The sequence below is a fragment of the Selenomonas sp. ND2010 genome (genome assembly GCF_000702005.1).
Taxonomy (GTDB): Bacteria; Bacillota; Negativicutes; order Selenomonadales; family Selenomonadaceae; genus Selenomonas_A.
The window spans coordinates 1-21016 of the sequence record NZ_JNKI01000025.1; the positions used below are offsets into that span (position 1 = coordinate 1).

Annotated in this window: 21 protein-coding genes and 1 tRNA gene; 1 reads left to right on the plus strand and 21 read right to left on the minus strand. The window is 49.9% G+C overall.

Features of this window, described 5'->3' with window-relative positions; all coding sequences use genetic code 11:
* A partial coding sequence (locus T504_RS14945) for a hypothetical protein (protein WP_033170853.1) occupies positions 1-215 on the plus strand: 215 nt, incomplete at its 5' end.
* A 159-nt stretch (positions 216-374) separates the two neighbouring features.
* Here the strand turns inward: T504_RS14945 and T504_RS0109525 are convergent.
* The 21 genes from T504_RS0109525 to T504_RS0109620 form a co-directional block, all read right to left on the minus strand.
* Positions 375-459 (minus strand) — tRNA-Leu (locus tag T504_RS0109525).
* A 61-nt stretch (positions 460-520) separates the two neighbouring features.
* Positions 521-1681, minus strand: coding sequence for a D-alanyl-D-alanine carboxypeptidase family protein (locus T504_RS0109530; protein ID WP_051635313.1), 1161 nt, complete (start codon positions 1679-1681; stop codon positions 521-523).
* A 99-nt stretch (positions 1682-1780) separates the two neighbouring features.
* On the minus strand, positions 1781-3160 hold the full coding sequence (radA, locus tag T504_RS0109535; protein ID WP_033170854.1) for a DNA repair protein RadA: 1380 nt from the start codon (positions 3158-3160) through the stop codon (positions 1781-1783).
* An 18-nt stretch (positions 3161-3178) separates the two neighbouring features.
* The gene (locus tag T504_RS14600; RefSeq protein WP_156033517.1) at positions 3179-3319 is read right to left on the minus strand and encodes a hypothetical protein; all 141 of its coding nucleotides are present in this window, start codon (positions 3317-3319) and stop codon (positions 3179-3181) included.
* Positions 3306-5819 (minus strand): ATP-dependent Clp protease ATP-binding subunit, encoded by a 2514-nt coding sequence (locus tag T504_RS0109540; protein ID WP_033170855.1) that lies wholly within the window; start codon positions 5817-5819, stop codon positions 3306-3308. The genes T504_RS14600 and T504_RS0109540 overlap by 14 nt, the downstream gene beginning before the upstream one ends.
* On the minus strand, positions 5816-6904 hold the full coding sequence (locus T504_RS0109545; RefSeq protein WP_033170856.1) for a protein arginine kinase: 1089 nt from the start codon (positions 6902-6904) through the stop codon (positions 5816-5818). The genes T504_RS0109540 and T504_RS0109545 overlap by 4 nt, the downstream gene beginning before the upstream one ends.
* The gene (locus tag T504_RS0109550; RefSeq protein WP_033170857.1) at positions 6891-7442 is read right to left on the minus strand and encodes a UvrB/UvrC motif-containing protein; all 552 of its coding nucleotides are present in this window, start codon (positions 7440-7442) and stop codon (positions 6891-6893) included. Before T504_RS0109550 ends, T504_RS0109545 begins: the two co-directional genes overlap by 14 nt.
* A gap of 56 nt (positions 7443-7498) precedes the next feature.
* Positions 7499-7951, minus strand: coding sequence for a CtsR family transcriptional regulator (locus T504_RS0109555; protein WP_033170858.1), 453 nt, complete (start codon positions 7949-7951; stop codon positions 7499-7501).
* 83 nt (positions 7952-8034) lie between these two features.
* Positions 8035-8718, minus strand: a complete 684-nt coding sequence (locus tag T504_RS0109560; RefSeq protein ID WP_033170859.1) for an MgtC/SapB family protein — start codon at positions 8716-8718, stop codon at positions 8035-8037.
* 164 nt (positions 8719-8882) lie between these two features.
* A complete protein-coding gene (locus tag T504_RS0109565) occupies positions 8883-9779 on the minus strand; it encodes a metal ABC transporter substrate-binding protein (RefSeq protein ID WP_033170879.1) in 897 nt (298 codons plus the stop codon).
* 98 nt (positions 9780-9877) lie between these two features.
* Positions 9878-10276, minus strand: a complete 399-nt coding sequence (locus T504_RS0109570) for a biotin/lipoyl-containing protein (RefSeq protein ID WP_033170860.1) — start codon at positions 10274-10276, stop codon at positions 9878-9880.
* A 37-nt stretch (positions 10277-10313) separates the two neighbouring features.
* A complete protein-coding gene (locus T504_RS0109575; RefSeq protein ID WP_033170861.1) occupies positions 10314-10469 on the minus strand; it encodes a hypothetical protein in 156 nt (51 codons plus the stop codon).
* A gap of 17 nt (positions 10470-10486) precedes the next feature.
* A complete protein-coding gene (locus tag T504_RS0109580; RefSeq protein WP_033170862.1) occupies positions 10487-12016 on the minus strand; it encodes a methylmalonyl-CoA decarboxylase subunit alpha in 1530 nt (509 codons plus the stop codon).
* A 117-nt stretch (positions 12017-12133) separates the two neighbouring features.
* Positions 12134-12550, minus strand: coding sequence for a methylmalonyl-CoA epimerase (mce, locus tag T504_RS0109585; protein ID WP_033170863.1), 417 nt, complete (start codon positions 12548-12550; stop codon positions 12134-12136).
* A 28-nt stretch (positions 12551-12578) separates the two neighbouring features.
* Positions 12579-13517 (minus strand): methylmalonyl Co-A mutase-associated GTPase MeaB, encoded by a 939-nt coding sequence (gene meaB / locus T504_RS0109590; RefSeq protein ID WP_033170864.1) that lies wholly within the window; start codon positions 13515-13517, stop codon positions 12579-12581.
* Positions 13518-13656: 139 nt separating this feature from the next.
* A complete protein-coding gene (locus tag T504_RS0109595) occupies positions 13657-14052 on the minus strand; it encodes a cobalamin B12-binding domain-containing protein (RefSeq protein WP_033170865.1) in 396 nt (131 codons plus the stop codon).
* A gap of 59 nt (positions 14053-14111) precedes the next feature.
* Complete coding sequence (locus tag T504_RS0109600; protein ID WP_033170866.1) at positions 14112-15758, minus strand: acyl-CoA mutase large subunit family protein; 1647 nt, start codon at positions 15756-15758, stop codon at positions 14112-14114.
* 56 nt (positions 15759-15814) lie between these two features.
* Entirely contained in the window at positions 15815-17317 is a 1503-nt protein-coding gene (locus tag T504_RS0109605) for an acetyl-CoA hydrolase/transferase family protein (RefSeq protein WP_033170867.1), read from the minus strand.
* A 295-nt stretch (positions 17318-17612) separates the two neighbouring features.
* Positions 17613-18242: a redox-sensing transcriptional repressor Rex gene (locus tag T504_RS0109610; RefSeq protein ID WP_033170868.1), complete on the minus strand. Its 630-nt coding sequence runs from the start codon at positions 18240-18242 to the stop codon at positions 17613-17615.
* A gap of 13 nt (positions 18243-18255) precedes the next feature.
* Positions 18256-19701 carry an O-antigen ligase family protein gene (locus T504_RS0109615; RefSeq protein ID WP_081823427.1) on the minus strand — a complete coding sequence of 482 codons (1446 nt, stop codon included), beginning with the start codon at positions 19699-19701 and terminating at the stop codon, positions 18256-18258.
* 4 nt (positions 19702-19705) lie between these two features.
* Positions 19706-21010 (minus strand): bifunctional folylpolyglutamate synthase/dihydrofolate synthase, encoded by a 1305-nt coding sequence (locus T504_RS0109620; protein WP_033170869.1) that lies wholly within the window; start codon positions 21008-21010, stop codon positions 19706-19708.
* Positions 21011-21016: the final 6 nt, after the last annotated feature.

The window sequence follows — 21016 nt, forward strand, 5'->3', positions numbered from 1 at the left end:
CAAGCGAAGCGCGTTTAACTGTTTTCCAACTCTTAATTAAAAGGCAAAAATTTCTTGTAGCGGGTTGTCACCGGTGGAGCGTTGGTACTGGGGCCCCCGCCGCCGGCGACTTATCTCGAACACGAACTGGGTATTACTCCCCTGCAAACTGTAATTTCCCCGACAAAAAGAAAAAGTCCCTGCAGTACTACACCGCAGGGATCAAGAGGGATTAATGTTCGTAACAATAATAACGGACATACGCCTATTATTATTGTTACTTTTTGTTGGTTATTATTTTATATCACTCTCATCGCATTGTCAACTTGAACTTTCGCATATTTTTCCACAATAAAAATCCTTCCCGAAAGGGGAAGGATCTTATAACTCTGTAGTGGTGCGGATGACAGGGGTCGAACCTGCACGTCGTAAGACACTGGATCCTAAGTCCAGCGCGTCTGCCAATTCCGCCACATCCGCAAAAACAATAAATATTTTATCACAAGAAACAGTTTACGTCAAATATCCCCTATTTCCTGAGTTATAAACGGACCAGTAATCCCTCGAATACTCCAACGAGCCAAGAACCGATACTAGCCCCCTTATTGACCTTGCCCGCTGCGATATCCACGCTTCCTACCGACTTGCCGTCATATTTGATAACAGCCTTGCCGATAATTTCGCCTTCTTTTACGGGAGCTGATACCACTCGAGGAATATCATAGGATACCGAATATTTTTCCGGACTTTCATTATTGATCAGCGGATAGTCGATATCACTGACCAAATGTGCGGTAGTCGATGCCTGCTTTCCGTTCTTGACCCATACATTCTGGGCAACACGGTCTTTGGATATTCCCTTAACCATCGTTACATGGCTAAATCCATAATCCAAAATCTTTTCAGCATCACGGAAGCGGTCATCCGGAGTCGGGGTTTTCATGAGTACAACAATCAATTCCACTCCATTTCGCTTAGCCGACGCTGCTAAACAGCCGCCAGCAGCACTTGTCCAGCCGGTCTTTATTCCCGTCATTCCCTTATAATTCCCCAACAATTTGTTGGTATTTTCGACCTGCAGTTGTTTGTTCGCCGGAAATGCCCACTGGATTCTACGATTTTTGGTACCGACGATTTCGCGGAATTTTGGATTTTCCATGGCATATTTCGCTAATTTTGCCATATCACGGACCGTAGAGTGATGGTTCGGATTGGGCAGTCCATTGGGATTTTCAAAATGGGTGTTTTCCATTCCCAACTCCTTTGCCTTCGCATTCATGCGGTTCGCAAAGGCTGGAACGCTGCCATCCACTTGCTCGGCCACAGCCACCGCTGCACCGTTGTCTGAGACCATCAACATTCCGGTGATGAGTTCTTCTGCTGTCATTCGTTCGCCGGCGCGAATATCCAAAAAACAATCCTCAGTTCCCGATGCATGAGGCGAAATAAAGACTTCCGTACGAGGACCGATATTTTCCAGCCCCAGAATGCCCGTCATCATTTTTGTCGTACTAGCCGGGTAATGTTCTTCATCGGCATTTTTCTCCCAGATTACCCGCCCCGTAGAGGCCTCAATCAATATCGCCGCCTGCGCGGTAACCTGTGGGCCATCATCGCATCCCTGCGCCCAAGCCATCGGCACTTGTATCATCACCAGGCAAACGATGAGCATGCCTGTTATAACATTTCGAAACGCTTTCACTTCTCGCTAATCCTCCCCAAAAGTAGTAAAGAGCCTCACTCCTCAGGAGGAAGGCTCTAATATTATAACACTTTATGAACCGTTCTGCACAGGGAATCCTCAATCTTTTGGCATGGCCAACCGCAAAGCATCGCGAATGGTCTCTGCACCATACAGGTGGATTCCTGTTACGTCTTTGGCCAGCTGACGATAATTCTTCATCGGCAGGATTACATGCTCAAAACCGAGCCGTTTCGCCTCATTGATGCGAATATCGGCCTGACCAACAGCACGAACTTCCCCGGAAAGGCCTACTTCACCAAACACGATTGTCTTAGGGCGAATCAGCCGATTGGCAAAGCTTGATGCCATGGCAACACAAATGCCAAGATCGGCCGCCGGTTCATCAATGCGGATACCACCAGCGACTTTTACGTAAACATCACAGGCCCCAATTTGCAGATGAACGCGCTTTTCCAAAACGGCTAGCAGCAGTTGGATTCTTTTGATATCCACCGAATCCGCCGTCCGCCGCGGGGGGACATACGGAGTAGGTGCTACCAAGGCCTGCAATTCGACCAGCAAGGGGCGAGTTCCTTCCACCGTAGGGATGATGACTGTGCCGCTGTCACATTCCCGTTCCGATAAAAACATCTTCGACGCATCAGGAACATCGACCAGCCCCACATCCCGCATCTCAAAAAGGCCTAATTCATTGGTACTGCCAAAGCGGTTTTTAACGGCCCGCAGGACCCGGTACTCCGCATTGCGTTCTCCTTCAAAGTAGAGGACTGTATCCACAATGTGTTCTAACACCCGTGGGCCAGCAAGATTGCCATCTTTTGTCACATGGCCGATGACAAAAGCAGCAATGCCATTGGTTTTGGCAATGCGCAAAAGCTCCACCGAACACTCCCGTACCTGCGAAACACTTCCTGGAGCACTCTGTACCTCCGGCTTGAAAATCGTCTGTATGGAATCGATGACCAGCAGCTCCGGCTTCGTATTCGACACATGTGCCTCAATGGTTTCTAGATTCGTCTCACTGACCACCAACAGACTATCGGCAATTGCCCCCAGGCGATCTGCCCGCATGCGCACCTGCCGCGTGCTTTCCTCACCGGTCACATATAACACCCGACGTCCCAAACGCGCCACATCGGCACACACCTTGAGGGTCAGGCTGGACTTGCCAACCCCCGGATCACCGACAATCAGCACCATGGAACCGGGAATGACACCGCCCCCCAGCACGCGGTCAAGCTCACCAGACCCCGTCAGGAACCGCGGCAAATCCTCCAGCTGCACGTCACCAATCGGCTGCGGCTTCACGGCATCCGATAGTCCCAAGCGAAGCCCACCGCTTCCCTTTACTTCCGGCGTTACCACTTCTTCCACCATCGTATTCCAGGCACCACACCCGGGACACCGCCCCAACCATTTAGGTGCGTCATACCCACATTCTTGGCAGACATATACGGTTTTCTTTTTCTTAGGCATAAATCTTCTCCCACAACATCAATGCGAATTATTTTTCAACAGCCGCTTTAACAGCCGAATAGTCCATCGCCCTAACCAGACGATGGACCATAGGAGATTTGCCACAAAATCGAGGAGTTTCCCGGTCAGGCTTTCCGGTGCCAGCTTATTTCTTGGCATCCAGCTTCACCCTCCTGACTGATGGCTTTTTTACTTCTTTTTTGATGAAATCCAGCATATCTCCATTCTTGCGAACGCAAATGGTATCTCCGGCCTTGAATCGATGCCGTAAAAGGCGTTCAGCGATTTCGTCTTCAATGTGTTTCTGCAATGCCCGTTTCAACGGCCGTGCCCCATACTTGAAGTCTGTCCCAGCCTCCACTAATCTGTTCTTGGCCGACGGACTGATTTCCATCTTGATATCCTTTTCCAGCAACCGTTTTTTTACATCTCGAAGCAGGATATCCACAATCTTTACCAGTTCTTTTCGTCCGAGGGGATGGAATACCAACAGCTCATCAATGCGGTTTAAGAACTCTGGCTTGAAGATACGCTTGACCTCTCCGAGTACCCGCTTGCGGCCATTTTCTTCTGCCTGTTTTGCTTCCTCTTTATCCTCGCCTACCGAAAAGCCCATGGCCGGATTCTGTTTTCGCAAGAAACTTGCCCCTGCATTCGAGGTCATGATGATAACTGTATTGCGGAAATCAACCGTACGACCCTGACCATCCGTCAACCGGCCGTCGTCAAGCACCTGCAACAGGATATTGAATACATCGGGATTGGCCTTTTCAATCTCATCCAACAAAATAATCGAGTAAGGCTTACGGCGCACAGCATCTGTCAGCTGTCCCCCTTCCTGATACCCGACATACCCCGGAGGTGCCCCCACCATACGGGACACACTGTATTTTTCCATGTACTCGGACATATCAAAGCGGATGATGGCATCTTCGCTGCCAAAAAGTGCTTCCGCCAATGCCCGCGCCAATTCCGTCTTACCCACGCCAGTAGGTCCCAGGAACAAAAAAGAGCCAATTGGCCGCTTCGGGTCCTTTAGGCCGGCTCTAGCTCGCCGGATTGCCTTTGATACCGCCCGGACGGCATCTTCCTGACCGATGACGCGACGGGTAAGGATTTTCTCCATATTGAGCAGCCGCTCTGATTCCTTTGCCGCAATCTGTCGAACCGGAACACCGGTCCACTGCGCTACTACATCGGCAATATCATCCGCGGTCACCGTAATGCGGTTATGATCTTTTTTCTCCCAATTTCGGCGCGCTTCATCCAAAGATTCCTTTACCGTCTGCATCTCATCACGCAATTTTGCTGCCCGCTCATAATCTTGTGCAGCAATAGCAGCTTCTTTTTCCGTATGGAGTTTATCGAGCTGCTCTCGGATGGAATGCACCTGACTTGTCGGAGCCACTTTCCCCATACGTACCTTTGAAGCAGCTTCATCCATGAGGTCAATTGCCTTATCGGGTAAAAAGCGGTCCGTTAGGTAGCGCTGAGAAAGGTGCACGGCTGCCTCAATGGCAGACGGTTCGATTTTCGCTCGATGAAATTCTTCATACTTACTGCAGAGCCCTTGCAAAATGCGCACAGCGTCATCCGGAGACGGTTCCTCCACCATCACCGACTGGAATCGCCGCGACAAGGCAGCATCCTTTTCCAGATACTTCTTGTACTCATCCAGCGTCGTAGCGCCAATAATCTGAATCTCACCACGCGAAAGCGCAGGCTTTAAGATATTCGCGGCATCCAGTGCGCCTTCGGCGGCCCCAGCTCCTACCAGCGTGTGCATTTCATCAATAAACAAAATGATATTGCCGAGCTGATGAATCTCTTCAATGACGCCCTTCAATCGTTCCTCAAACTCGCCACGGTATTTTGCCCCTGCCACTAACGATGCCATAGAAAGGGATATGACTTTTTTGTCCTGCAGCATATAGGGTACGGCGCCCTCGACAATACGCTGAGCCAATCCCTCTGCAATCGCGGTCTTGCCTACCCCAGGTTCCCCCAGCAAAATCGGGTTGTTTTTCGTTCGCCGCGAAAGAATCTGTATGACACGCTGAATTTCTTTTTCACGGCCAATAACCGGATCCATTTTCGCATCTTCCGCCAAACGATTAAGATCGCGGCCGTATTTTTTCAGCAGCGGCGCGCCACCCTCTCGGCGGCTGCGCCCCCGTCCACTGCCCTTTTCCAGCTGTGGGCCATCATCGGATGGATGGGGCATATCGATGCGCTCGAGCACTTCATCCTGAAGATTATCGGGGTCGATTCCCATACGGGTAAGCACCTCGATAGCAGCCCCCTCGGTTTCCGACAACAGACTCAGCAGGATGTGCTCTGTTCCAATATAAGTATGTCCGAGCGTCTGCGATTCCTCCATCGCCCCCTCCATGACGCGTTTGGCTCTTGGCGTATAATATGGATTATCCGAGGGATATTCCGCTTCCTGTGAATCCATATTTCTAACCGTTGCCATGGCTTTTTCAAAGGTGAGTCCCAACTCATACATAGCCTGGGCAGCCACTCCATTGCGCTCATGCAGCAGGCCCAGCAGGATGTGCTCTGTGCCAATATAATCCTGCTGTAAATCCTGCGCCACATATTGAGCAAACTCCACCGCCTTAATGGCACGGTTGGTAAAGTGATTTCGATAATTCATACTTCATCCTCCGAGCTCAGGCGGTGCCCACTAAGTATCTCTCTTACCTTGCGTGCTCTGAGCTGGTCGATTTCGATTTTGGACATATTCTCATTTTCTGCCAGATTCTGCAAGAAACTACGATGGCAGGCCACGAGAATATCGGCATAACAATCCGCTTTTACCTCGTGAATGAGTTTTAGGTCAATCCCCAAACGGACCTTAGATAAAAGTTCCATGGCCTCGCGCTCGGAAAGCATGCGGGCATAGGCTAAGGTACCATAAGCCCGCCAGACTTCGTCCGCCAACTGCTCTTTGCGGTAAAGCGCCAACGCCTTGCGTGCTCTACGCTCATGAGCCACAATTTCCGTTACCGCACTCTTGAGATTGGCAATGAGTTCTTCTTCCGAAAAACCTAGAGTCAACTGATTGGAGATCTGGAACAAACTTCCCACCGGCTCTTTGTCATCTCCATAAAGGGCACGAACCGCCAGACCGAGCTGTGGGGATATGTTAATGATGCTGCTGACATTGCGGGTAAATACCAATCCGGGCAAATGCAACAAAACCGACGCTCTAAGCCCTGTTCCCAGATTGGTTGGACACGAAGTGAGATACCCCATCTTCTCGTCAAACGCCATATCCAGCTGCGCTTCTATTAGATCATCGAGCGTAAAAGCCGTACTCATCGGTAGATCCAGATTCAGTCCCGGTGCCCAACATTGGATGCGCAAATGGTCTTCCTCATTGACCATGATGCTGATGCAACGGTCATCGGACACATAAGTCGCGCGGTATTGCGGACTTTTGATAAGGTTCTCCGTAATCAGCTGTTTTTCCAGCAAAACCTCCCGCTGCAGAGGTGACAGCCGCTCGACATCCACACGATCAAAGGGCATTCCCATCGATTTTTCCAGTTCCGGAAGCACTTCATCCGTAGCCACCAGTACCTGCGACAGCTGATTCATATCCGCCCGATTGGGAAAAGGAATTCCCTTGAGATTTCGCGCCAAGCGTATGCGGCTGGCAACTACTACATCCCCATCGGTACCACCGCTTTTTAGCCAGGTCAATTCATTGCTGCGAAGTAAGTCATTGATTGCCATTCGCCACGCCTCCTTCCTGGGATTCTATTTTCTGTTCCAGGCTGCGAATTCTATCCCGATACTCGGCTGCCTTTTCGTATTCTTCCCGAGCTACACTGTCCTGCAATTTTTGACGCAGCAGACCGATTTCATGTTTGATTTCCAAAGCACTGCCACTGCGATGTGGAATCTTGCCACGATGCACGCTAGAGCCATGAATCCGCCGCAGAAGCGGTTCAATCTGTTGACGAAACGTATGGTAGCACTCCGCACAGCCAATCTTTCCCGTCTGTTGAAAGTCACGATAACTCATGCCACAGCTTGGACATACCAACTGATTCTGGTCCAACGGGCGCTTCTCACCACGCTCGGCGGCACTGCTGAAAATTCCCTTCAGGAAATCGTCCATCGATACCGTCCGGCCCTTTTGCGCCGAAGGAACAAATTCTCCATAGGCTGCCGCGCATTTTTCACATAAATTTTTTTCAATCCGTCCATCCGGCCCAATCTGGGTGATATGGACCACCGCTTCATTGCGTCCACAATCATCACACAACATCCGGAATCCCTCTTTTCTATGATATAACTACTTCAAGATTACGCTCTTATCCGGGTTCAAGAAAAATTCTCCAACGTCAGGATCATGGATTTTAACAAATGAACCCGTTCTTCGGCCGTAACGCGCTCCGACTGATAGGCAAAAACAACCACCTGCATCATCAGCGCTGCTTCACGATTCGAAATCATCTGATGCTGGAGCAGGTAATGGACCATGGACTGCACCATCGGCATCTCCGTATCCTTATCAATCTTATCGAGCATGTCCTGATAGACCATATTGCGCGTAGGCACCTGCACAATGCGTATATACCCACCTAAACCACGACGCGATTCCACCACGAACCCCTTGTCCTGGGTAAACCGCGTAGAAAGCACATAGCTAATCTGAGAGGGCGCACAGGAAATCTCATCGGCAATGTCCGTACGCCGAAGCTCTACTTTGCCATCCTGCTGTGCAGCCAACTGCCGCAGGATATACGCTTCAATCAAATCTGCGATATTGCTCACGATAATCACCTTCTATAAAAATTGACCATTTGACTTTTATTCTATTATAACGCCATTGTTCAAATTTTGCCATAGGCAAAATCCTACCAGCAGCGTTTCTCCACCCACAGCACGGTATCCAAGGTATTGAGATAGTCAATAATATCCGTAACTGCTTCTTCTTTTTCAAAGAGCAAATCCATTCTTAGAATCAAATAGGCACTATCTGTCCCCAGCCCCTCACCATTTTCCTGCACACTAAACCGTCCGACCTTTAACTGAAATACCTCCAGCTTCTTATGAATACGCTTCAGCTCCCCAGGATTATTGACCAGACAAATTTCTACCGCTGTTTTCTTTCTGTGTTCAAAAAAATCATCGATATGCGTCAAAGCATTCAAAGCCACAAAAACAAATGCCGTGGTAAACAATGCCTCGATATATAAACCAGCCCCCACGGCCAGGCCTATTCCTGCCACTATCCACAGGCAAGCCGCAGTTGTCAGGCCTGTAACCGTCAGTCCTTCCTTCATAATCGCCCCTGCCCCTAAAAAACCCATACCACTCACAACCTGAGCAGCAATCCGGGCAGGATCTCCATTGCTCTTATCCTCCATGCTCCAATACATAGCTAACGAAAGAATCATCATCAGGCAGGCCCCCAGCGAAACGATCAAATTGGTGCGAAGCCCAGCAGACTTTTTTCTGGACTGCCGTTCATACCCTACCAAGCCCCCCAAAACAGCAGCCAATGCCAACCGAAAAAGAATTTCATATTCTGGAACCATATTCTTCCCCCCATATAAAAAATCCCAGACATCGTTTTGACAACGTTGTCTGGGACCTCCAATGCCTTGGTCAGTCACCCTTAAAAAAGAGATATGATTTTGATACACCTATTGTAAATAACCACACGGAATCTGTCAAACACACCAATCCGGGAGTTCGGATTTTATTTCAAGGCCTCCTTCAGTACTTCCATGTTCCTTTTCATTGCATTTATATAGGCATCCATGGCGTCCGGGGTTGCCTCACCAGTCACCACCGGGTCCAGCGTATAAATCTTTGCTCCAGTTTCCCGGGCTATGGTTTCCGCAGCTGCTGGCGAATACTGGGGTTCTGCAAATAATACTTTCACGGGCATAGCCTTTACCTTGGCGATGATCTGCTCAAGCTCCTGCGGCGTAGGTTCCGTCCCCGGCTCCCGCTCAATCACACCTACGAGATTCAGCTTAAACTCCTTGGCCAGATAAGGAAACGCCTCATGGAAGGTCACGATATCCTTATGAGGCAAATCGTCCAACTGCTCATGCATTTCCTTGCGCAGTGCCTCAAGCTTCATGACATAATCCAGCGCATTCTTGCGGTACTGTTCCTTATGCTCCGGATCCGCCTCACAGAGCTGCACCGTAATTGCCTTTACCTGATCAATGGCATAGGTTACGGCAGTCCAAACATGCGGATTCTCTTCCTCGCCATCCTTCAATAATTGAATGTGGTCATAGTTCGACGCCTCGATTATCTTCAATTTCTTATTCTGCTTGGCCGCCTTGTCCAGGAAACTTTCCATGCCAGCACCATTTGCCACCAAGACATCCGCCTTTTCCAGCGTTTTCATATCTTCCGTGGTCAGCTGATAATCATGCAAACATCCCGTCTGCGGCTTCGTCATATTGATGACCTCAACCCCCTCGACGTCTTTGGTAATATTGATGACATCGATATACATAGGATAAAAAGAAGTGACGATGGTAAAATTCTTCTTAGCAGCGGACTGCGGTTTACTGCAGCCGGTCATGGCAAAACAAAACAAAGTCAACAACGATACGATAATTGCTAATTTCTTCACAGGAAACTCCTTTCGGTGCATACATTCCCTCTGCTTATCGTAATACAAATATCAAGCAAAAAAGCCTTCCCAATCGGGAAGGCCTGTTCATCCGCGAATTAACCAAGAATTACCAGCGAATCATGTGCTTTTACGCTCTGGCCAGCTGCTACATTGAACGTTTTGACAACGCCATCTGCATCAGCGGCAATCTCATTCTGCATCTTCATAGCCTCGAGAATCAGCAGCGTCTCGCCAGCTTTAACAGCCTGGCCTTCGCTGGCTACGAGTTTTACGATCTTGCCCGGCATCGGAGCATCGATGGAATGCTCACCCGCACCTGCTGCAACAGCAGCCTTTGCCGGAGCAGCTGGTGCTGCTGGTGCCGGTGCTGCTTTCGGAGCAGCCGGTGCTGCCGGAGCCGGTGCTGCTTTCGGAGCAGCAGCTGCTGCGGATTTTACTTCCTCAACCTCTACCTCATAAGCCGTGCCGTTAACGGTGATATTGAACTTTTTCATTAAGAATTCCTCCAACTACGTTCTACTTCGGAATCAATCAGAACTGTTTGACCAAGCCGCCCCGAGCGGACAATGCCCAAACGTCGCTGCGTTTGATGCGTACAGCGATAACTTTATTCGACATCATCATCTGAACAGCAGCCGTGATAGCGGCTACTACCTCAGGCGATACGCCTTTTGCTTCGGTTTTCATAACTTGCACCTCTTTGCTTAAAGCGGAATATTGCCGTGTTTCTTGGACGGGCCAACTTCGCGCTTGCTAGCCAGTGCATTAAGGGCCGTGATGATGCGCGGACGCGTCTCCTTCGGCTCAATAACCATATCCACATAGCCACGCTCTGCGGCAACATACGGCGTTGCGAAGTTTTCAACATACTCTGCCGTCTTCGCATCCTTGTCCGGATCTTTACGGAAAATGATATTTGCTGCACCAGCCGGGCCCATAACAGCGATTTCCGACGTCGGCCAAGCCATAACCTGATCAGCGCCGAGTTCGCGGCAGCACATAGCGATGTAGGAACCGCCATAAGCCTTACGGGTAATGACCGTAACTTTCGGAACCGTAGCCTCGCTGTATGCATAGAGCATCTTTGCACCATGGCGGATAATGCCGTTGTGCTCCTGGTTGACACCTGGCAGGAAGCCCGGTACATCAACGAGGTTGACGAGCGGAATATTGAAGGCATCGCAGAAGCGGATGAAACGGGCGGATTTGTCCGACGCATCGACATCCAAGCAGCCTGCCATGACTTTCGGCTGGTTAGCGATGATACCTACGCTGCGGCCATCGAAGCGGGCAAAGCAGCAGATGATATTCGTAGCAAAGAATTCCTGTACTTCGTAGAATTCACCGTTATCAACAAGAGAACGGATGACATCCTTCATATCATATGGCATGTTCGGGTTATCTGGAATTACCGAGTTCAGGCTCTCATCCTGACGATCCGGATCATCTCCGGTCTCTACCATCGGTGCATCTTCCATATTATTGCTCGGCAGGAAGGAAAGCAGGTAACGGATCTGCTTGATGCAGTCGTCCTCATCCTCAGCCGCAAAGTGAGCGACACCGCTGCGCGTATTATGCGTCATAGCACCGCCCAGAGCCTCAGCCGTAACTTCCTCGGCCGTTACCGATTTGATGACTGCCGGGCCCGTAATGAACATCTGGCTGGTGTTCTTTACCATGTAAATGAAGTCCGTGATAGCCGGGCTGTATACCGCACCACCTGCGCACGGTCCCATGATTACGGAAATCTGCGGGATTACGCCAGATGCCGCCGTATTGCGATAGAAGATACCGCCATAACCAGACAGCGCGTCAACGGCTTCCTGGATACGAGCACCACCCGAATCGTTAATGCCGATGCACGGTGCGCCCATCTTCATGGCGAGATCCATAACTTTCCAGATCTTATGCGCATGTTTTTCACCCAGAGATCCACCCTCAACCGTGAAATCCTGTGCATAAGCGTAGACCAGACGGCCATCGACCGTACCATATCCCGTTACTACACCTTCGCCCGGAAGTTCTTTTTTGTCCTGACCGAAATTCGTGCAACGATGTTTCATAAACATATCGAGCTCAACGAAAGTACCCTCATCGAACAGCTTATTGATGCGCTCACGGGCAGTCTGTTTGCCCTTTGCATGCTGCTTATCGATACGGGCCTGACCGCCCCCCTGCATGATATGCTCTTTCTTTGCATTCATTAAGTCAATTTTTTCCTGAACAGTAGCCATTATATACCTCCTATAATTAGCTTGTGAGAAAATAGTCTGCGACATATTTCTCATGTACTGCAATCTCTATTTTGCACTATTTGTGTGAAAATTGCAAGACTAATTTAATACCAGGTATTAATCACGCTGGCAAAGTTCCAGGAGAACCCCATGAGAAGCCTTGGGATGAACAAATGCGATTTTTGCCCCGCCGGCACCAAGGCGCGGTTTCTCGTCAATCAGGCGAACTCCCTGCTCTTTGAGATCAGCCAGAGCAGCCTCGAGATTATCCACCCGCAGGGCAATGTGCTGGATGCCGCCACGGCCACCGTTCTTTTCGATGAATTTCGCAATAGGAGACGTTTCATCCGTTGCTGCCAGCAGCTCGATTTCACTGCCATTCGGCGTAGGGAAAAACCCCGTCGTTACTTTCTGCTCGGCAACAGTCTCCTCACCGTTGGCTGGAAGTCCCAGCGTATCTCCCCAGAAGGAACCGACTTCCTTGAGGTCCGAAACTGCAATACCGATATGATCTACGCCTAATACTTTGAACATAATGAACTCCTCCATTCGGATTAAATAATTATTTCAGCATCTCATCCATGACCTGACCGATAACGGTATACGGGTCTGTCTCATGCTGTTTGATTTGCTCGACATAGCCATCAAGGCGACCGCTGTCCACGATCTTGCCCTTGATGTATGTGCCGATGTTGCTACTGAGGATATCGAGCATTTCATCGCGGGTACGCTTCGTCCGCCGCTCGGCTAATTGCCCGTTGCCTTCGATATGCGTCCGATGTTTTTCAACGGTATCCAAGAGTTCTGTAATGCCTTCATTCTGGCTGGCTACCACCTTGGTAATCGGTGGGCGCCATTCCGTCATCAGGCTGTCGAGGTCCAGCATCATGTTGATTTCGCGAACCAGTTTATCTGCTCCATCAAGATCTGACTTGTTGATGCAGTAGAGATCGCCAATCTCCAAAATACCGGCCTTAATTGCCTGGATATCATCACCCATGCCGGGAATCAATACAACCATAGTCGTATCGGCAGCTTTGACGATATCCACTTCAGATTGACCGACACCAACCGTTTCGACGATAATGATGTCCTTTCCGAATGCATCCATTGCCTTGACCGCATCGGCGGTTTTATGGGATAAACCACCGAGGCTTCCGCGGGTGCCCATACTGCGGATAAAGACTCCTTCGTCAAGTGTCAATCCATTCATGCGAATGCGGTCGCCTAAAATAGCACCGCCCGTGAATGGACTGGTCGGGTCGACAGCTATAATACCAACGGTCTTGCCCTGCGCACGATATTCGCGCGCTATCTTATCAGACAGCGTACTCTTTCCTGCACCTGGCGGACCGGTGATGCCTAATACATAGGCATGGCCAGTATGCGGATAAAGCTTCTTCATGATATCCGTCGCTTCCTCATACTCATTCTCGATGGCAGTAATTGCCCGAGAAAGTGCCAGCCGATTGCCTTTGAGTAATTCTTCTGCTATGTCCATCCTGCCACCACCTTTTCGGTAGTTTTATTGTGAACTAAAGTGGTAAAGCCAGTTCACGATACGAAACAGTAAAATAGTGCCAGGTTCGTGCAGGAGACCGGCCCGGTCCCCTGCACGTTTTCCCAGCACCGCTATATCTTTAAAGTTTTACATTCTCATTAATGTATTTGACCACTTCACTGGTCGGCGTTCCCGGCGTGAATACCGCCGAAACACCAGCCTCTTTGAGGGCAGGAATATCGCCCTCCGGAATAACACCACCACCGATGATTAACGCATCCGTCATGCCATTTTTGCGAACAAGGTCAACGACTTTCGGGAACAGATGTCCATGCGCACCGGAGAGGATGCTCATCGCTACCACATTGACATCTTCCTGCAGAGCAGCTTCAGCAATCTGCTCCGGCGTCTGGCGAAGTCCCGTATAAATAACCTCGAAGCCAGCATCTCGCAGGGCACGGGCTACGACCTTAGCACCACGGTCATGACCGTCAAGGCCTGGTTTAGCAACTAAAACTCTGATTTTCTTTTCCATTTTGAATTCCTCCAAAAGCGTAAATGCTATTACTCTACGATTCTTTTCTAAACGGACGATTACAGGCTGACATGCGCCTCATATTCGCCGAATACCTCACGCATGACGTTGCAAATCTCACCCAGCGTTGCATACGTCTTAACAGCAGCGAGGATATGCGGCATGAGGTTTTCATTCTCATCCTGGCAAGCCTTCTTGAGGTCCGCCAAAGCAGCCTTTACCGCCTCATTATCGCGTTTCGCTTTCATAGCCTCAACTTTAGCCTTCTGACGCTCGCCGACAGCTTCGTCGACTTTCAGCAGGCCTTTTGGAGGTTCTTCTTCCATCTGGAATTTGTTGACACCAACAATCGTGCGGGCACCAGACTCAACATCCATCTGCCATTTGTAAGCAGAATCCTGAATCTCTTTCTGGATGTAGCCCTTCTCGATAGCAGCGACAGCACCACCGAGGTCGTCGATTTTCTTGATATAATCCCAAGCCTCAGCCTCAATCTTATTCGTCATAGCCTCGACATAGTAGGAACCAGCCAGCGGATCGATGACATCAGCCAAGCCACTCTCATAAGCCACAATCTGCTGCGTACGCAGGGCAATCGTAACAGATTCCTGCGTTGGCAGGGCAAGTGCCTCATCACGGGAGTTCGTATGCAGGGACTGCGTGCCGCCCATGACAGCAGCTGCCGTCTGCAGGGCAACACGGACAATGTTGTTATTCGGCTGCTGCGCCGTCAACATCGAACCAGCCGTCTGCGTGTGGAAACGCAGCTTCATGCTCTTGTCATTCTGCGCATGGAAGCGCTCCTTCATGACTTTTGCCCAGATACGGCGGGAAGCGCGGAACTTCGCCACCTCTTCGAGAACGTTGTTGTGCGCGTTCCAGAAGAAGGACAGACGGCCAGCAAAGTCGTCAATCTTGAGGCCAGCTTTAATAGCTGCCTCACAGTATGCGATACCATCGGCAATCGTGAAGGCGATTTCCTGTGCAGCCGTGGAACCTGCTTCACGAATGTGGTAACCCGAAATCGAAATGGTATTCCATTTCGGTACATTTTTCGAACAATACTCGAAGATGTTCGTGATCAGGCGCATGGACGGACGCGGCGGGAAGATATACGTACCGCGAGCAGCATACTCCTTGAGAATATCGTTCTGAATCGTACCACGCAGCTGATCCGCAGGTACTCCCTGTTTCTCAGCCACAGCGATGTACATAGCCAAAAGAACCGAAGCTGGAGCATTGATGGTCATTGACGTAGAGACCTTACCGAGGTCAATCTGGTCAAACAACGTTTCCATATCTGCCAATGAGTCAATAGCAACACCGACTTTACCGACCTCACCTTCGGAGATTGGGTCCGTGGAATCATAGCCAATCTGCGTCGGCAGGTCAAAGGCACAGGACAGGCCGGTTGCACCATTTTCAATTAACATGCGATAGCGCTTGTTGGACTCCTCAGCCGTAGAGAAACCAGCATACATGCGCATAGTCCAGAAACGGCCGCGATACATCGTCGGCTGAACCCCGCGAGTATACGGATAAACGCCAGGGAAGCTCAATTCATCGGCATAATCTGTATCCTTGATGTCAAGCGGCGTATAAAGGCGCTTCTCTGGCAGATGCTCACGCTCTGGGAAACGTGCGATTGCTTTTTCTACACTGGCTTCATATTTTTCAAGCTCAGCTTGGATTTTCTCATTGCTCATTAGGAAATTCCTCCTGATTCATTCAGTATCTATTTATCTTTTGTCAATTTTCTATTTTATTTTGCCATGCTGCCAGTCTCGAGGAAGCGTTCGTGGAAGGAAAGTGCTTCATGAAGAAGATGCGGCGTATGGACATGTTTGAGCGTTTCATCCGCCCGTTTGAAATAATCCAGCAGGATGGGGCGATAGCTCGGATGCGCACAATTATTGATTATCTCTAGCGCGCGCTCACGCGGTGCCTTGCCACGCAAATCGGCAATGCCCTGCTCCGTGATGATAATGTCGACATCATGCTCCGTGTGGTCAATATGCGAGCAGAACGGAACTACTGCCGAAATCTTGCCCTCTTTCGCAATCGAAGGCGTGTAGAAGATGGTCAGATAAGCATTACGGGCAAAGTCACCACTGCCGCCGATACCATTCATCATCTTAGTACCAGTGATATGCGTCGAGTTGACGTTGCCATAGATATCGACCTCTATAGCCGTATTCATAGCGATGACGCCCAGGCGATGGACAACCTCCGGACTGTTGGAGATTTCTTCCGGACGCAGCAATAAATATTTTTTATATTTTGCCACATCTTTATAGAAGCGGGCCATTCCCTCTGGCGACGGGCTGAATGCCGTTCCCGAGGCAAAGTTGAGCTTTCCTGCATCGATGAGATCGAGCATACCATCCTGAATGACCTCGGTGTAAACTGTCAAATCTTTGAGGTCAGAATCCACAAAGCCCGCGATAACCGCATTGGCTACGTTGCCGACACCAGACTGGAGCGGCAACAGATTCTTCGGCATGCGGCCAGCTTCGATTTCCTTATTGAGGAATTCCAACGTAAACTGGCTCATCTTCTTCGAATCCTCATCGATTGGCTTTAACGGACGAGTGTGATCCGGAATGTCACACGGTACGATGTATTTGATTTTTTCCGGCGTGCAGGGAATATACGGCGTTCCCACGCGGTCATTGGCCTTAACGATTGGAATCGGCAGGCGGTTTGGCGGGTCCATCGGCACATAAACATCATGCATGCCTTCAAGATCCAGCGGCTGCGAAGTATTGACTTCGACAATGACCACATCAGCACTTTGTACATACGAAGCGGCGTTTCCCAAGGACGTTGTCGGGATGATATTACCTTCCTCGGTAATGGCGCATGCCTCAACAACAGCTACGTCCGTCTTGCCGAGATACCCACAACGGCCCAGCTGCGCAGATTCCGAGAGATGAAGGTCGAGATAATCCACCGAGCCATCATTGATTTCACTGCGCAAAATCTTATCCGTCTGGTACGGCAGACGTTTCTTGATACCATGAACAACCGCTAGAGCTTCATCAAGCTCCGGGCCCGTCGAAGCACCTGTCCAAAGGTTAATCGTAAATGGTTCCTTTTTCATACGCTCAGCGAGTGCCAGTGGAACAGCCTTCGGATAAGCCGATGCTGTAAATCCACTCATGGCGACGTTCATGTCCTGCTTGAAGAATGCTGCTGCTTCCTCAGCCGTGACAATTTTCGCCTGCAATGCTTTGTTACGCACGCGATCGAGAATATCAATCATAGAAAATCCTCCCTCATCAGTGCCGACCCATCTTCGGTTCCGACAACAGATTTTAACGATTAGGACGCCGCATCTTGTTTCGTATTCTTTTTTATGATTCATTGTGCCCACAAAGTATAACATGAAGTTATTGACACCATGAATTATAATCATAGATTATCGTAACAGTATGCTATAATTATGTCCCTTGCCTAAGAATAACACGAAAAGAAAACGGCGTCAAGATTGACTTGACGCCGTTTTCCGACATTTTCACACAACTGTGCCAAAAACGATATGCTATGAATTTTATCAATCACTTTCGCGTGATGTAATAGGACAAACTACTAAGACCAATTGATAAATCCTCGTTGATGATATGCATCGAATCGGGAACTTCCATCTTGATTGGCGCAAAGTTCCATATGCCCTTTACCCCTGCTTCTACCAGCTTATCCGCTACGCCCTGGGCAAAAGCTGCCGGCACCGCTATGATGCCAATCTGGATATTACGCTCTTTGACCACCTTCTGCATATTGCGGATATCTTCTACCACAACATGATTGACCGTTTTGCCAATGACCTTTGGGTCCTGGTCAAACAAAGCCACCAAATTGAAGCCAAGACTTACAAAATTCTGGTAGTTCGCCAGGGCCTCGCCAAGATGACCGATGCCAACCACGGCAATATTCCAGTGATTGTCCAAGCCTAAAATCTCACCGACATTGCGCTTGAGTTCATTGACGTAATACCCAACACCCTTCTTGCCAAACTGGCCGAATGATGCCAAATCCTTGCGGATTTGCTCTGGCGTGATTCCCAGCCTGCGCCCCAGCTCATCCGAGGAAATGATGTCAATCCCCTCGTCCTGAGCCAACCGCAACGTACGAAAATATAACGGAAGGCGGTCAATCGTTGCCTTGGATATATTTACTTGACCTTTCATATAAGCGCCTCCCTTATTCTTCCTCGCTTATTTCCTCATTGCCAGCATTGACGGCTGCTACTGCTGCCGCCAGCGCTGCCAGCATCCACAAAAACATAGACGATGGAATATTAAAAAGTAAATCATCCGTAAAGCCATTGAGAGCCACGGAAAGAATTGCCAAGCCCACGCCCAAGGATAAACCTGCCAGCAAACGATAATCCCGCCAGGAAACAAAGTCCTGCCAAAATGGAATGATTGGAGCTGCCGGTTCTGTTTTGACACTTTCTGCTACCTTTTGTAATTCTACGTCGGCAGCAGCCTCCTCGTTGTAATCAAAAGGAGTCTCTTCCACCGGTTCCGGCGCTGGCGGCAGGAATTTCTGCCGCAATGCCATGATCATGGTTCCGAAAAGATACCACAAAAAGGCAATCGCACCGGGAATACCGATTTCCACCGCATAATTGAGATACAGGTTATGGGCATGAACGATGCGAATATCGGCTCCCTGAAGATAAAAGTCGTATTCCGGATAAACCATCCAATAAGCGCCCCAGCCAATTCCCAGGAACGGATGGTCCTGAATCATGGCAAGAGAACTCTCCCAAAAAGCCAACCGCATCTCCGAAGAAGTGTCCACCTTGGTAAATACCGATGCCAGCCGCTCATAAAGCACAGGATCTGCCAGCAGCAACACGCCGCCTACCACAGCACAGGCTGCCAATACCCGCAAATCCTTCACCATGCCGTACAAGATAAAAATCGCCACAATAACCAGCAGTGCCCCACGGGCATAAGTCATTGCCAGGCAGGCTGCTGCCGCCAGCATGAAGGTTCCCAGCACGACGCGTTTGGGTTTGCTGTCCGCTTTGACGAAGAGGCCAAACGCGAGACAGATCACGATATCCAGATAACCAGCCAAGATATTCGGATTCTCCCACGTGGAAAAGACCCGCTTGCGAAGTTCTGGAAAGGCATCTCCATCCACCCACTTCATCGCACTGATGTCGATGCCGAAAACGTACTGATAAAAACCGTAAAGGATGACCAGTACAGCCGAAGCTCCTAATGCGATCAACAACTGTTTGAACTGCTTTATCTCTCGTACCTGCTGTCCCACCAGAAAATAAGTCAGTGCATAAACACCAACTAAATTGTACCAATTGTAAAAGCTAAATCCCCGGTCTGGAGAGCCCAATACAGAAGCACCACTGATCAGGATAAACAGGCAGACAGGAACATCAAACGGAAAATGCCGGAATTTAAAATCCCTATCCGTACGAAAGCGCAAAAACGTAAACACGATGCCAATCAGTAAGGCAATTGTCGCTCCTGCCGGCCATAGTGCCAGCAAAAACGCCTCTGCCAAGACGGCAAACCAAGACCATTCTTTAAAGCGCTGGCACCATTTTTCTCTGGCAGCCTGACGACGGCGTTGGCGCAACTCCCTCATAGCTGCCTCTTCGGATTTTGATGACATACTATCACCCCTTCCGTTTCAATAAGAGCTGACGAACTCCGCCAACGAGATATAACGAACCTGCCATGACCAACAGCTTCTCCTGATTAGCCAATTCCAGAGCGCGGCTCAATGCCTCCCCATTATCAGCTATTGCCTCCACATGCTGTACATGAGGTGCCACCTGCTTTGCCAATTCCTGCGGCTCTGCTGCCCGCTCCGAATCGGGAACGGTTACCACCACCGTATCATTGGGACGCAGCAAGATATCAAGCATTGACTCGATATCTTTATCCTTCAAAATTCCCAACAGCAAAACTCGTTGTTCTACCGGGAAATACAAATCCAAGCTGTGGCGCAGTGCCTCCATACCAGCCGGGTTATGCGCACCATCGATGATTACCACTTGATCCTTTAGGTCCACACGCTCAAAGCGCGCCGGCCAAGTAACCAGTTTTAAGGCTTCTGCGATATGATCCTCCTTAACCCGTTCATCGATATTGTGTATCAGATTGGCCGCCATAACCGCCACACCACTATTCTCCACTTGATGACACCCGAGCAGATGAAGCTCATAGGGAACTTTCATAACCCCCAGCAGTGCTGAAGTGAATTCCAGCTGCTGCGTGCGTCCATCACAGGAAATGTATTCCGTATGGAAATCCTCTTCTGCCACAAAAATATCCGCATTCCGCTTTGCTGCCTCCTGACGAAGGATATCCAACGGAACGCCCTTGGCAGCCGTAACTACTGGAACCCCATCTTTTATGATGCCAGCTTTATGGTGAGCAATCCCCTCAAGGGTACCCCCACAGCGGTCCGCATGTTCAAACGTCACATTCGTGATGACCGAAACCTCCGGCGTGATGACATTCGTCGAATCGAGCAGACCACCAAGGCCAACCTCAATGACTGCGTACTCGACATGGCGCATGGCAAAGTAGAAGAACGCCAAAGCTGTGAGCACTTCAAACTGCGTCGGGCACTCGTCCCCCTCAGCCACCATCTGCTCCACATAGGTGCGGATAGTGCTCAGGCAATCCGCAAACTCCTGCTCACTTATCGGCTGCCCATCGACCTGAATGCGCTCCGTATAGGAAACCAGATGCGGCGAGCTGTACAACCCCGTATGGATATCCGAACGGCGCAGGATGCCGGCGAGCATCGCCGACACCGATCCCTTGCCATTCGTACCAGTCACATGGATGGTGCGATACCTGTCCTGCGGCACATCCAGGAGCTCCAGCAGCCGCTGGATACGCGCAAGTCCCAGCTTGATGCCAAAGATATTCAGCCCCTCCAGATAGGCGAGGGCTTCCTGATAATTCATGTTACG

What these genes read in the sequence shown, in the direction of transcription:
- radA (WP_033170854.1), bottom strand. Translation starts at nt 3,160, where the DNA reads ATGCCTAAGAAAAAGAAAACCGTATATGTCTGCCAAGAATGTGGGTAT.
- T504_RS14600 (WP_156033517.1), bottom strand. Translation starts at nt 3,319, where the DNA reads ATGCCAAGAAATAAGCTGGCACCGGAAAGCCTGACCGGGAAACTCCTC.
- T504_RS0109540 (WP_033170855.1), bottom strand. Translation starts at nt 5,819, where the DNA reads ATGAATTATCGAAATCACTTTACCAACCGTGCCATTAAGGCGGTGGAG.
- T504_RS0109545 (WP_033170856.1), bottom strand. Translation starts at nt 6,904, where the DNA reads ATGGCAATCAATGACTTACTTCGCAGCAATGAATTGACCTGGCTAAAA.
- T504_RS0109550 (WP_033170857.1), bottom strand. Translation starts at nt 7,442, where the DNA reads ATGTTGTGTGATGATTGTGGACGCAATGAAGCGGTGGTCCATATCACC.
- T504_RS0109560 (WP_033170859.1), bottom strand. Translation starts at nt 8,718, where the DNA reads ATGGTTCCAGAATATGAAATTCTTTTTCGGTTGGCATTGGCTGCTGTT.
- T504_RS0109570 (WP_033170860.1), bottom strand. Translation starts at nt 10,276, where the DNA reads ATGAAAAAGTTCAATATCACCGTTAACGGCACGGCTTATGAGGTAGAG.
- T504_RS0109575 (WP_033170861.1), bottom strand. Translation starts at nt 10,469, where the DNA reads ATGAAAACCGAAGCAAAAGGCGTATCGCCTGAGGTAGTAGCCGCTATC.
- T504_RS0109580 (WP_033170862.1), bottom strand. Translation starts at nt 12,016, where the DNA reads ATGGCTACTGTTCAGGAAAAAATTGACTTAATGAATGCAAAGAAAGAG.
- mce (WP_033170863.1), bottom strand. Translation starts at nt 12,550, where the DNA reads ATGTTCAAAGTATTAGGCGTAGATCATATCGGTATTGCAGTTTCGGAC.
- meaB (WP_033170864.1), bottom strand. Translation starts at nt 13,517, where the DNA reads ATGGACATAGCAGAAGAATTACTCAAAGGCAATCGGCTGGCACTTTCT.
- T504_RS0109595 (WP_033170865.1), bottom strand. Translation starts at nt 14,052, where the DNA reads ATGGAAAAGAAAATCAGAGTTTTAGTTGCTAAACCAGGCCTTGACGGT.
- T504_RS0109600 (WP_033170866.1), bottom strand. Translation starts at nt 15,758, where the DNA reads ATGAGCAATGAGAAAATCCAAGCTGAGCTTGAAAAATATGAAGCCAGT.
- T504_RS0109605 (WP_033170867.1), bottom strand. Translation starts at nt 17,317, where the DNA reads ATGATTGATATTCTCGATCGCGTGCGTAACAAAGCATTGCAGGCGAAA.
- T504_RS0109610 (WP_033170868.1), bottom strand. Translation starts at nt 18,242, where the DNA reads ATGAAAGGTCAAGTAAATATATCCAAGGCAACGATTGACCGCCTTCCG.
- T504_RS0109615 (WP_081823427.1), bottom strand. Translation starts at nt 19,701, where the DNA reads ATGTCATCAAAATCCGAAGAGGCAGCTATGAGGGAGTTGCGCCAACGC.
- T504_RS0109620 (WP_033170869.1), bottom strand. Translation starts at nt 21,010, where the DNA reads ATGAATTATCAGGAAGCCCTCGCCTATCTGGAGGGGCTGAATATCTTT.